Source organism: Streptomyces sp. NPDC005070, from assembly GCF_053600395.1.
Genome location: NZ_JBSFZS010000008.1, coordinates 98,517 through 110,670, shown reverse-complemented (window position 1 = coordinate 110,670; position 12,154 = coordinate 98,517). Strand labels below are relative to the sequence as shown.

9 protein-coding genes are annotated in these 12,154 nt (G+C 70.9%); 5 read left to right on the top strand and 4 right to left on the bottom strand.

Translation table 11 applies throughout. The features are described 5' to 3' along the window. The first annotated feature begins 494 nt into the window (after nt 1-494). The gene (locus tag ACWEBX_RS05120) at nt 495-944 is read left to right on the top strand and encodes a PTS sugar transporter subunit IIA (protein ID WP_451883528.1); all 450 of its coding nucleotides are present in this window, start codon (nt 495-497) and stop codon (nt 942-944) included. A 77-nt stretch (nt 945-1,021) separates the two neighbouring features. Beyond that, a complete protein-coding gene (gene ptsP / locus ACWEBX_RS05115) occupies nt 1,022-2,692 on the top strand; it encodes a phosphoenolpyruvate--protein phosphotransferase (protein ID WP_451883527.1) in 1,671 nt (556 codons plus the stop codon). Nucleotides 2,693-2,773: 81 nt separating this feature from the next. On the opposite strand, the gene ACWEBX_RS05110 is transcribed toward ptsP, so the two are convergent. Next, the gene (locus tag ACWEBX_RS05110) at nt 2,774-3,667 is read right to left on the bottom strand and encodes a hypothetical protein (RefSeq protein WP_451883526.1); all 894 of its coding nucleotides are present in this window, start codon (nt 3,665-3,667) and stop codon (nt 2,774-2,776) included. Between the two features lie 22 nt (nt 3,668-3,689). After that, a complete protein-coding gene (locus tag ACWEBX_RS05105) occupies nt 3,690-4,898 on the bottom strand; it encodes an MFS transporter (protein ID WP_451883525.1) in 1,209 nt (402 codons plus the stop codon). A gap of 111 nt (nt 4,899-5,009) precedes the next feature. Here ACWEBX_RS05105 and ACWEBX_RS05100 point away from each other — a divergent pair, with 111 nt between their 5' ends. Further along, the gene (locus ACWEBX_RS05100) at nt 5,010-6,329 is read left to right on the top strand and encodes an aminotransferase class I/II-fold pyridoxal phosphate-dependent enzyme (RefSeq protein WP_451883524.1); all 1,320 of its coding nucleotides are present in this window, start codon (nt 5,010-5,012) and stop codon (nt 6,327-6,329) included. Nucleotides 6,330-6,343: 14 nt separating this feature from the next. Here ACWEBX_RS05100 and ACWEBX_RS05095 read toward each other — a convergent pair whose 3' ends face one another. Then, entirely contained in the window at nt 6,344-8,311 is a 1,968-nt protein-coding gene (locus tag ACWEBX_RS05095; RefSeq protein WP_451883523.1) for an acetoacetate--CoA ligase, read from the bottom strand. Between the two features lie 215 nt (nt 8,312-8,526). Between ACWEBX_RS05095 and ACWEBX_RS05090 the strand changes: the two genes are divergently transcribed. Continuing rightward, on the top strand, nt 8,527-10,902 hold the full coding sequence (locus tag ACWEBX_RS05090; RefSeq protein WP_451883522.1) for a glycoside hydrolase family 31 protein: 2,376 nt from the start codon (nt 8,527-8,529) through the stop codon (nt 10,900-10,902). Nucleotides 10,903-10,905: 3 nt separating this feature from the next. Here ACWEBX_RS05090 and ACWEBX_RS05085 read toward each other — a convergent pair whose 3' ends face one another. Continuing rightward, nucleotides 10,906-11,442, bottom strand: a complete 537-nt coding sequence (locus ACWEBX_RS05085) for an NUDIX domain-containing protein (protein ID WP_451883521.1) — start codon at nt 11,440-11,442, stop codon at nt 10,906-10,908. Nucleotides 11,443-11,681: 239 nt separating this feature from the next. On the opposite strand from ACWEBX_RS05085, the gene ACWEBX_RS05080 reads away from it, so the two are divergent. Next, nucleotides 11,682-12,128, top strand: a complete 447-nt coding sequence (locus ACWEBX_RS05080) for a Zn-ribbon domain-containing OB-fold protein (protein WP_451883520.1) — start codon at nt 11,682-11,684, stop codon at nt 12,126-12,128. The last annotated feature ends 26 nt before the right edge of the window (nt 12,129-12,154 follow it).

The window sequence follows — 12,154 nt, the reverse complement described above, 5'->3', positions numbered from 1 at the left end:
ATTTTTGGCACGCTGTTGAGTTCTCAAGGAACGGACGCTTCCTTTGTACTCACCCTCTCGGGCTTTCCTCCGGGCGCTTCCCTTCGGTCTTGCGTTTCCGACTCTATCAGACCGTTTCCGTATCCGATTTCCTCGGTGCTTTCCAGGTTTTCGCTTTCGCGTTTCCCTTTCCGGCGAGCCAAACTCTATCAGTCCTTTTCCGTCTCGCTGACCACCATCCCGCAGACATGCGGGACAGGACCCCGAGATAGGATCTGACAAGTTGGGTGCTGCCAGGCAACGACGCCATGGTCACGCCGCTCAGCCTCAAGCAGGAGTACGACTCTACATGGGGTGCGGGAGCGGGCGCAAATCGTTAGCCCTGTCCTCTACGGCGCCAACCGGGATCACTCGCGCGGAACCGGCACTTCATATGACATATCCTGCTCAACAGTGCGCTGTCCGGGACAGACAGTGACCGCCCGTATAGATCTCCACCCCCTCGGAGGCTTCCCATGACCACCGTGACGTCCCCTCTTGCAGGACGCGCCATCGGACTCGCAGCGGTACCGGACCCCGTCTTCTCCGGAGCGATGGTCGGCCCCGGTACGGCGATCGACCCCGTGCGTGAACCCTCGGAAGTTGTCGCCCCCGTGGACGGCGTGATCGTCTCCCTCCACCCGCACGCGTTCGTCGTCGTCGACGGTGAGGGCCACGGCGTGCTCACGCACCTGGGCATCGACACCGTGCAGCTCAATGGCGAGGGCTTCGAGCTGCTCGTCAACAAGGGGGACACCGTGACGCGCGGCCAGAGTGTCGTGCGCTGGAACCCCGCCGCCGTCGAGGAGGCCGGTAAGTCCCCGGTGTGCCCGGTCGTGGCCCTCGAAGCCACCGCGGACTCCCTCTCGGACGTCCGTGAGGACGGCGACGTGAAGGCCGGCGACGCGCTCTTCGGCTGGCAGTGACATCGACGCTGTCCTGGACGGCGCGTTCGACAACCATCACGGCGGCGATACCGCCGCACTATGCGGAGACGGGTGAGATGGAAACAACGCTGCGAGGCGTCGGCGTGAGCCACGGTGTGGCCATCGGCGAGGTTCGGCACATGGGAACGGCGGTCCTCGAACCGCCTGCCAAGCAGATTCCCCCGGAGGACGCGGCACGCGAGCAGGCGCGCGCCCGCAAGGCCGTGGAGGACGTGGCGGCCGACCTCATCGCGCGCGGCAATCTGGCGGGCGGCGAGGCACAGGCCGTGCTCGAGGCCCAGGCCATGATGGCCCAGGACCCCGAGCTGACGGCTGATGTGAACCGGCGGATCGCCGTGGGCAGCACGGCCGAGCGTGCGGTCTACGACGCGCTCGCCGCGTACCGGGCGCTGCTCGCCGGCGCCGGTGAGTACCTCGCCGGACGCGTGGCCGACCTGGACGACGTGCGGAACCGTATCGTCGCCAGGCTGCTCGGTGTGCCCATGCCGGGCGTCCCGGACAGCGACGAGCCGTACGTCCTCATCGCGCGCGACCTCGCGCCCGCCGACACCGCACTGCTGGACCCGACCCTGGTCCTCGGTTTCGTCACCGAGGAGGGCGGGCCGACCAGCCACAGCGCGATCCTGGCCCGCGCGCTCGGCGTACCGGCCGTCGTGGCGCTCCCCGGCGCGGGTGAGCTGGCCGAGGGCACCGTGATCGCCGTCGACGGCAGCACGGGCGAGATCTTCGTGGAGCCGAGCGCGGAGAAGAAGGCGCAGCTCGAGGCCGCGGCGGCCCAGCGCAAGGCGTCGCTCTCCGCTTCGACGGGTCCGGGTGCCACCTCCGACGGGCACAAGGTGCCGTTGCTGGCCAACGTCGGCGGTCCGGCGGACGTGCCGGCGGCCGTGGAGGCCGGTGCCGAGGGCGTCGGTCTGTTCCGAACCGAGTTCCTGTTCCTCGACGACAGCAAGCAGGCGCCGTCCGAGGAGAAGCAGGTCGAGGCCTACCGCAAGGTGCTCGAGGCCTTCCCCGAGGGTCGTGTCGTGGTGCGGGTGCTGGACGCGGGCGCGGACAAGCCGCTGGACTTTCTCACGCCTGCCGACGAGCCCAACCCGGCGCTCGGCGTGCGGGGTCTGCGTTCGCTCCTCGACCACCCCGATGTTCTGCGTACGCAGCTCACCGCGCTCGCGAAGGCCGCGGAGGGACTGCCGGTCTATCTCGAGGTGATGGCTCCGATGGTCGCGGACCGTACGGACGCCAAGGCGTTCGCGGACGCGTGCCGTGAGGCCGGGCTGCGGGCGAAGTTCGGCGCGATGGTGGAGATCCCGTCGGCCGCGCTGCGGGCGCGGTCGATTCTGCAGGAGGTCGAGTTCCTCTCCCTCGGAACCAACGACCTCGCGCAGTACACGTTCGCCGCGGACCGGCAGGTGGGCGCGGTGTCCCGGCTGCAGGACCCGTGGCAGCCGGCGCTGCTCGACCTGGTCGCGCTGTCCGCCGAGGCGGCGAAGGCCGAGGGCAAGAGCTGCGGTGTCTGCGGCGAGGCAGCTTCTGACCCGCTGCTGGCCTGTGTCCTGACCGGTCTGGGCGTCACCTCCCTGTCGATGGGTGCCGCGTCGATTCCCTATGTCCGGGCGACGCTGGCGAAGTACACGCTGGCCCAGTGCGAGCGGGCGGCCTCGGCCGCACGGGCCGCGGACACGGCGGACGAGGCGCGTACCGCGGCGCAGGCGGTGCTGTCCGGCGAGTAGCCGGACGGCGCCGTCAGCGGACGGTGGCGATTTTCGGTACGGAGGGGCGCTCCATCTGCGGATGGGGCGCCCTTTTCGCGTTCAGTGCGTGTGGCCCGTCCCCTTTCCGTCGTCCGCGAGGTCGGGCGGTACGCAATAGTCGACGCCGGATTCCGGGGAGACCAGATCGCCGGAATCGAGGTCGGTGCAGTAGGCGTCGAACACCTCCCCCGCGGTGAGAGGTTCAAGATGCTCGCCGCGCAGGCGCCATCCGTAGACACGGTCGGTGGAGTCGGGTGCGGTGGTGCGCATGACGAGTCCGCAGGCGCTCCGGGTGGCGATACCGAGGGCCAGGACCGTGGTGAATTCGAGGGCTTCGGACTCGTCGAGGCGAGCGGAGTCTTCGGTGCGTCCCTCTGTCCGGAGTACGGCGACGAGCGTGTCGGGAGCCGAGGAGACGCTGCACACAAGGTGGAGGTCTCCCGGGCTCGCGGTATCGACGATCCGGGCGAGAAGGTGGGCGGCGCGGATGAAGGCGGCGCGGCCGATGTCCTCTCCGCAGGTCGCGCAGGTGCCGATGCGGGCCAGGAGCGTCGTGGCGTACTCCCAGGTGGCGCGGCGGACGGCTTCGTCGACGAGGTCCGGGACCAGTTCGTCGAGGGGTTGTCCGTCGTAGGGGAGGCTGGGGCCGGTCGCCGCGAGTTGGGCGGTGAAGCGGGTTCGGCTGGCCGGGGTGTCGGGTTCCAGGCCGCTTTCGGCGCAGAATTCGGCGTATTCCTCGGGGTCGAAGAGTGCCACTGTCGTGTGGCTGCCCTGGGCGGCGAGGGTCTTGAGCAGGGCTTCGACCTGTTGGAGATAGATCGTATGGTCCTCGAAGGCGAAGGTGCGGTATTGCCGCATCGCCCGGAAGTCCTGTTCGTCGGTCAGCAGGCCGATGGTGCCGGCGATTTCGCGGCGCAGGACGCGTCGCATGGTGTGGTGCTGGGTGTGCGCCATGTTTCCCCCTGTGCACAGTCGATCAATGCTCACTCACAGTAACCGGCGGCACTGACAACGCGGGGCGGGTGAGTCTGCCGCGCACGAGGCGGTGCTGGAACATGCAGGTCGTGGCTATGGTCGCGCCGAAGAGAGTCCACCCGAGGGAGCCGGCGGCGATGGCCGCTGTGACGGCGAGTGGTCCGACGCTGCGCTGCACTGCCTGCGCAAGTCCGTGGACGCCGAGATAGCCGCCCTGGGCGGTGTCCGGGGCGAGGGCCACGGAGAGTTCCCACGAAACGGTGGCATGGAGCATCTCCGTCACCGTGAAGGCGACGGCCGCCGCGGTCAGGAACAGGGTCACGGCCATGGTTCCGCCTGTCGCCGAGAGCGCCAGGAGGACACCTCCGAGCGCGGAGATCGCGGAGAGCGGGACGAGTAGGGCGCGGGCCGCGGCCGTTGTGGCGCCGAGGCGGGCCAGGGGGACCTGGAGGGTCACGACCATCACGTTGTTCAGGACCATCAGGAGGGGTGCAAGGCCGTGGGGAGCCTGGCCGGAGTGGGCGACGCACAGAGGCAGCCCGACCTTGAACACCGCGTCGTCGAGGAAGAGGACGGTCTCGGTGGCGACGTAGGCGAGGTAGGTGCGGTCGCGCCAGGGACTGGTGGGGCGCGTCGCGGGGGCGGGGTCCTTCGACGTGGCGATCGTGCGGGCAGCCGAGGGCGGTTCGCCGCAGCGGGCGGTCGCGAGGGCGACGGCCACGAAGGAGAGGGCGTCGCCCGTGAGCAGCCACTGGTACGCGGCGGTGGTGCCGATGGTGAGGGCTCCCGCCGCGACGAGACCTCCGAGAGCCCAACCGGCGTTGGCGACGGTGCGGTTGACGGCTTGGTAGCGGACGCGGTCGGGCCCCGAGACACGGGTGGCGTACAGCTTGGTGAGGACGTTCGCGGCCCGGTCGCCGAAGCTGCCCGCGGCGGAGAACGCCAGCAGGAGGGCGTAGTTGTCCGTGGTCAGCAGGGCCACGGAGGCGAGGGCGCGCAGGAGTTGGAGCCCGATCAGCACACGGGTCAGGGGCAGTCGGTCGGCCATGCGTCCGCCCAGGGGTGCGCCGGCGATGCCGACGGCTCCGGCCACGGCGACGAGGGTGCCGATCTGCGCGACCGAGAGACCGGCGACGTAGGTGAAGTACAGGACGGAGACGGCTGCCCACAGCCCGCTGCCGGTGCGGTCCACCAGAGCGATCCAGAGCATTCGTCGGCCGTCGGGGCCTCCTGGAATGCGTGGCGGCCATGCGGCTGCGCGACGCGTCGGGCTCACGGTTCCCCCTTGCCTCACAGTATGTATTGATACATACTTAGTAACGTGGCAACACAATATTCGATCAGTGGTACGACGGCCAAGGGAATTGCCGCGTCCGTGGAACGGGGCGTGGCCGAGGGCGCCCTGGAGCCGGGCACGGCGCTGCCTCCGGTGCGCGGTCTGGCTGAGCGGCTCGGCGTCAGTCCGGGGACGGTCGCGACGGCGTACAAGGAACTGCGGCAACGCGCGATCGTGGTGACCCGCGGACGCGGTGGGACCGTGATCGCCGCCGCGCCCTCGGTGGCGTCACGGCGCCCGCCCCGCGTGCCGGACGGACTGCGGGACCTGGCGGGCGGGCATCCCGACCCCGCGCTGCTGCCCCGGCTGGTACCGCCCTCGCAGCTCTCCCCCGGTGCGCGCTCCCACCGCGGTTCACCGCGTCTGGCACGGCTGGAGGAGGCCGTACGCGACTGGCTGGAACCCGACGGGGTGCCCGCGGAGCATGTGACGTTCGCGCATGGTGCGCTCGACCTGATCGGGCGGCTGCTCTCCGTGGAGCTCCGTCCGGGGGACGCGGTCGCGATGGAGGACCCCGGTTATCACCATCTGCTGGACCTGGTCACGGCGCTGGGACTGCGCACGGTTCCCGTCGCGGTGGACGACCAGGGCATCCGCCCGGACGCCCTGCGGACGGCTCTACGAGCAGGGGTACGCGCGGTGGTGTGCAGTCCGCGGGCGCAGAATCCCTGTGGCGGCAGCCTCTCCGCGGAACGGCGGGAGGCGCTCGTCGCCGTGCTCCAGGAGGCGCCCGATGTGCTGGTCGTGGAGAACGACCACGCGTCGTCCGTCGCCGGCGCGCCGCTGCGCACTCTGACGGCGGGCGGCCTGGACCGCTGGGTCCATGTGCGCACGGTCAGCAAGTTCCTGGGGACCGACCTGCGGTGGGCGGCCGCGGCGTGCGATCCGACGACGCTGGCCCGGCACGACGGGCGCCTGCTGCTGACCTCCGGCTGGGTCAGTCATCTGCTGCAGGAGACGGTGCTCCAACTGATGACGGACGACGCCACGCGCGCGTTGGTGGCGCGTGCCCAGGAGACGTACGCGCTGCGCCGGAGCGCGCTGCTGCGTGAGCTCGCGGACCGGGAGATCCAGGCACACGGCGTGAGCGGGCTGAACGTCTGGGTGCCCGTTCGGGACGAGTCGGCCGTGGTGAACGGGCTGCGTTCGTACGGATGGTGGGTCGCGGCGGGCGCGCGTTTCCGGACCTCGGCCGCGCCTGGGGTGCGCATCTCGGTCGCGGAGCTCGCGCCCGCCGACGCCCTGCGTCTGGCCTCCGACTTCACCGCCGTGCTCGGCGAGTCGGAGGCCACCTACGGAGGCTGACGCCGGGAGGCCGATCAGCCGCGCTCGCGGGCCAGCTTCTCGTAGAAGCGCAGGAGCTCGACGTTGTCCACGGATCCGACGTTGACCGCCTTCTCCATCGACGCGCCCTGGAGAAGGCGCTTGACGGGCACCTCGATGCGCTTGCCGGTCAGGGTGTGGGGAACTCCGGGTACTTCGATGACCTCGTCCGGAACGTGCCGCGGGGAGAGCTGTTCACGGATGGTCCCCTTGATGCGGTTCAGGAGGTCCTCGTCCAGGACGGCTCCGGGCGCGAGGTGGACGAACAGCGGCATCCAGTAGCCGCCGTCGGGCTGTTCGACACCGATGACGAGCGATTCCTTGATCTCGGGAAGGCGCTCGACGGCTTCGTAGATGTCGGCCGAGCCCATGCGCACGCCCTGCCGATTGAGCGTGGAGTCCGAGCGGCCGTGGATGACGACCGAGCCCCTGGAGGTGACGGTGATCCAGTCGCCGTGTCGCCACACTCCGGGATACGTGTCGAAGTAGCTGTCGTGGTAGCGGCTGCCGTCGGGGTCGTTCCAGAAGCGGATGGGCATCGACGGCATGGGGTTGGTGACGACCAGTTCGCCGACCTCATCGGTGAGGGGCTTGCCACCGGGGTCCCAGGACTGCAGGTCGGTGCCGAGACCCGCGGCCTGGAGTTCGCCGATGTACACCGGGAGCGTCGGTACGGCTCCGGCGAAGCAGGAGCACACATCGGTGCCGCCGCTGACGGAGGCGATCCACAGGTCCTCACGGACCTCGTCGTGCAGCCAGCGGAATCCGTCGGGCGGCAGCGGCGAGCCGGTCGTCGCGACGCACCGCACCCGGCCGAGGTCGAAGTCGCGCGAGGGGTGGACGCCCGCCTTGTGGCAGGCCATCACGTACGCGGCGGACGTGCCGAAGAGGGTGGCTCCGGTGCGTTCGGCGATACGCCACTGGGCGCCCGTGTCCGGATACCCGGGGCTGCCGTCGTACAGCACGATCGTGGTGCCGGTGAGCAGGCCGGAGACGAGGAAGTTCCACATCATCCAGCCGGTGGAGGTGTACCAGAAGAAGCGGTCCTCGGGGCCCAGGTCGCAGTGCAGACCGAGCTGCTTGAGGTGCTCGACGAGGATGCCGCCCTGGGACTGGACGATGGCCTTGGGAAGGCCGGTCGTACCGGAGGAGTAGAGCACCCACAGGGGGTGGTCGAAGGGAACCTGCTCGAAGACGGGCTCCGCGTCGGCGGAGGTCAGCGCCGACCACTCCAGGGCGCCCTCGGGTGCCTCGGTACCCAGCAGCGGGATGTGCACCACGGCGCGCAGGGTGGGCAGTTCACGGCGCAGTTCCGCGACCGTGTCGCGGCGGTCGTGCTCCTTGCCGCCGTAGCGGTAGCCGTCGACGGTGAACAGGACCACGGGTTCGACCTGCTGGAAGCGGTCGAGGACGCTGCGGGCGCCGAAGTCGGGGGCGCAGGACGTCCAGACCCCGCCCACGGCGGCCGTGGCGAGCAGGGCGATCACGGCCTGGGGGACGTTCGGGAGATAGCCGCTGACCCGGTCTCCGGGCCGTACGCCGAGGGCTCGCAGCTCGGCGGCGAGGGAGCCGACCTGACGGCGCAGGTCGGACCACGTCACGGGGACGGGCTCGTGGGTCTCGTCGACATACAGGAGGGCCGGTTCGTCCGCGCGGGTCTCCGCGGCGCGCAGGGCGTGCTCCGCGTAGTTGAGGGTCCCGCCGTGAAACCAGTCGGCTCCGGGCATGGCGCGGTCGCCGAGCACGCGCGCGTAAGGGGTGGAAAACCGTACGTCGAAAAACTCGGTGACGGCTTTCCAGAACGTGTCCAGCTCGTCGACCGACCAACGGTGCAGGGCCGCGTAGCCTCCGTCGGCCGGCGCTCCGTGCCGTTCGGCCGCCCAGGCCTGGAACTTCGTGACCTGCGCCTGGGCGATGCCCTCGGCGGTGGGCTGCCAGAGCGGAGAGGGGTTCGTGGTGGACATGTGGGGCGGCTCCCGGGCTGTGCGCGTCGTGGGCGTCGGTCGCGCACGAGCGGGGGTGTGCGCGTCACGCGGCTGACACGGACGATGCCATGTGATCGACTTCTTTACCAGGGCACGCCCCACATAGTCGGCTACATGAAGATGTGGCCTCACACCAGGTGAACGGCAGTTGAACGGCTCACTCAACGGGCTCCGGTAGTGGCAGGGTGAGCAGCATGGACGGTCGTGACCTGGTGCGTTCGGTGAAAGCGGTCGGCTCGGGGGGTACCACTCAGGGGTTGCTCACGGTGCGGGCCGCCTGGCGTAGGAGGCGTGCCGACGCCACCGGGCTGCCCCGGCGGGGCGCCGAGCGGGCGCGGGTACCGGGGCCGGTGCTCGGTGTGGAGCCGGGTCCCGGCGGCGGAGTCGTCCGCTTCACGCGCTCGGAACTGCGGATCACGGTCACGGTGGGCGGGGCGGTCTTCTGGGGCTGGGACGCGGTCGCGCCGGAGCCGTCGTACGCCCTGGCGGGCCGGTCCCCGGAACCCGATCCGCGGGCCGTCCTGGAGCCGGACAAGGACGGCGGCTGGCGCGTCGTCGCCGAGCGGGTCACGGTCACGGTCTCTCGGCACGGCGCGGTCAAGGTTCTTACGCCCGGCGGGGTGATCCTGCGCCGGGATCTGCCGCCCCGGTGGTGGGAACCCGTCGACGGCGGCACGGCCCGCTGGATGCAGCGCTCCGAAGTCGCGGCCGACGCCCGGTTCTTCGGTCTCGGCGGCCGGGCGGCGGGGCTCCGGCTGCGCGAGGGGACCTACCGGCTGTGGAACACCGATCCGGGACAGGCCTTCGGGCCGGGCGACGATCCGCTGTACCTCACGATGCCGGTGCAGATGGTCGTCGCCGACGCGGGAACGCATCTCGTGTTCCACGACACGACGTGGGACGGCACCGTGAACCTGCGGGAGGGCAAGGAGGGCGCCGGCTCCGGACACGACCGGGCCGGGGCGTGCGAGCTGCGCATGGACGGCGGGCCGCTGCGCTGCTGGGTGATGGTGGGAACCCCCGCGCGCGTGCTGCACTCCTGGGCGTCGCTGACCGGTGGCGCGGCGCTTCCGCCCGCGTGGGCGCTGGGGCACCAGCACGCGCGGTGGGGCTTCGGCAGTGAGCAGGAGGTGCGCAGGATCGTCGCGGGCTATCAGGAGCGGGGCCTGCCGCTGGACGCCGTCCATCTGGACATCGACCACTACGACGCCCACCAGGTGTTCACCGTCGATCGCGACCGGTTCCCGAAGCTCCCTCAGCTCGCCGAGGAGCTGCGGCGCGACGGGATCCGGCTGGTGTCCATCATCGACCCGGCGGTCAAGGCGGAGCCCGGCAACGAGGTGTACGACAGCGGTCTCGCCGAGGAGGCCTTCGTGCGGGACGCCTCGGGACAGCTCGTGCGAGGTGTCGTATGGCCCGGGGAGGCCGTGTTCCCGGACTTCACGGACGCACGGGCGCGCGCGTGGTGGGGCGGGCTGTACGAGGAACGGCTCGCGCAGGGGTTCGCCGGGTTCTGGCACGACATGAACGAGCCGACGTCGTTCACGGCCTTCGGGGAGCCGACGCTGCCGCGTTCGGCGAGGCACTCCCTGGAGGGCCGCGGCGGTGACCACCGCGAGGCGCACAACGTGTACGCGCTGGGCATGGCCCGGGCCGCCTACGAGGGGCTGCGTGAACTCGCTTCGCAGGAGCGGCCGTTCCTGTTCTCGCGTTCCGGGTGGGCGGGTCTGCAGCGCTACGCGGGGACGTGGTCCGGGGATGTGGCCACGGGCTGGCCGGGGCTGCGGGCGTCGTTGTCCCTGGTGCTGGGGCTCGGACTGTGCGGGGTGCCCTACTCGGGACCCGATGTGGGCGGCTTCGACGGCAGCCCGTCGCCCGAGCTCTATCTGCGGTGGTTCCAGCTCGGGGCGTACCTCCCGTTGTTCCGCACCCACGCGAGTCTGCGGGCCGGTCGCAGGGAGCCCTGGGAGTTCGGTGACGGGGTTCTGGAGCACGCGCGCGTGGCGCTCCTCGAACGGCGGCGGCTGCTGCCGTACTTCATGACGCTGGCGCACATGGCGCGCCGCACGGGCGCTCCGTACGTCCGGCCCTTGTGGTGGGGCAGTCCCGAGGACCGGGCGCTGCGCGACTGCGAGGACGCGTTCCTGCTCGGCGACAGCCTCCTCGTGGCGCCGGTGGTGGACCCTGGTGCGGTCCGGCGGACGGTGCAACTGCCGCGGGGACGTTGGTACGACACGGTCACCGAGGAGGTGTACGAGGGGCCGGCGCAGGTGGTGGTCGACGCACCCTTGTCGCGGATTCCGGTGCTCGCGCGGGCCGGTGCCGTCGTGCCCGTAAGCGGTGCCGACGGTGGTCTGGAGCTGGAGGCGTGGGCGCCCGCGCGGGGAAGCGGCGGAGTCGGGCTGGTCGTGCCGGACACGGGCGACGGTTGGGAGGAACCGGAGGCCGAGCGCCATGTGTCCCGCTGGGAGGACGACGAGGTGGTGGTGCGCAGGGCAAGTGGCACGGGGGGCCTGCACGAGCCGTCGTACCCCGTGCGGGTGCGGGGGCTGGGGAGACCCCGTCCCTGACCCTCAGATGTACCGCCCCTCGAACCAGGCACGGGCCGCCAGGGTGTGCAGCGGGAAGGCGAGTTCGGCCGACCGGTGCAGCAGATGCCAGCCTTCGGTCTCGTCGGTGGCGGCGGACCGCGGCAGTTCGGCTGCGGGGCGTTCCGGAAGGAGCCCGAAGAGCAGCAGATGGCCCGCGGGCGAGCTCATCGCGTCGGCGAGCCGCACATCCCGGCTCGCCGCGTCGATGCCCGTCTCCTCCTTGAGTTCGCGCACGACGGCCTGCCGCCAGTCCTCCCGGTGGTCGATGAATCCCCCGGGCAGGGCGATGCCTCCGCGCGCGGGGGCGATGGTCCGGGTGATGACGACCAGGGCCGCGCCCCGGTCGTCGTAGACGGGCTGCAGAGCCACCGCGACGGGCAGCGGATTGCGGTAGGCGACCGTGCCGCAGGCGGCGCAGGTGCGGGGCCAGCCGGAGATGCCCTCTCCGTAAGGCGCGCCACAGCTCGAGCAGTGCGAGTCGGGCGCGAAGTCGGCGGGTGGGTGCGGGTTTTCGGACACGCCGCGGACTGTAGTCCATCACCGAACGGACGTCTTCGGGTTGGACCGGATGACACGCCCCGGGCGGAACGGCTCGGTCGAGGCGGATGGGGCGGCTGAGGCGCTCCCGCGACCCTGCCGCCGCGGCCGGGACTCCGGCTGCCGGTGGCGCCCGTCGGTCCGCACGGGCGCCCTGCCCAATTTCCCCCGCCCGTGGCACACTTCTGACGTTCCGTCAGATCGAGTTTGATGGAGGGACCGTGTCGCGCACACGTACACCTGTCGTCGCCGGGTGGTTCACCGGGGAAGGGGACGACTTCCGTCTGCTCGGCACGCGGTGCTCGGCGTGCGCCTCGGTGTTCTTCCCCCGCGAGGACGCCTTCTGCCGCAATCCGGGGTGCGCGGGCGGCGAGCTGGTGGAGCTGCCGCTGTCTCCCCGGGGGCGCGTCTGGTCGTACACGGACAGCCGCTACCGGCCTCCGTCACCCTATGTGACCGATCCGGAACTCTCCTGGGAGCCCTACGCGTTGATCGCTGTGGAACTGGAATCCGAATGCCTCGTGGTGCTCGGCCAGGCGGTTCCCGGGATCACCGTCTCCGACCTGGCGGTGGGCATGGAGGTGGAGGTCGTCCCCGGTGTGCTGCACGAGGACGAGGAGACCACCTGGACGACGTGGCACTGGCGGCCGACAGGGGTGACGGCATGAATGGCCCGGAACGGACGGGGGCGGGG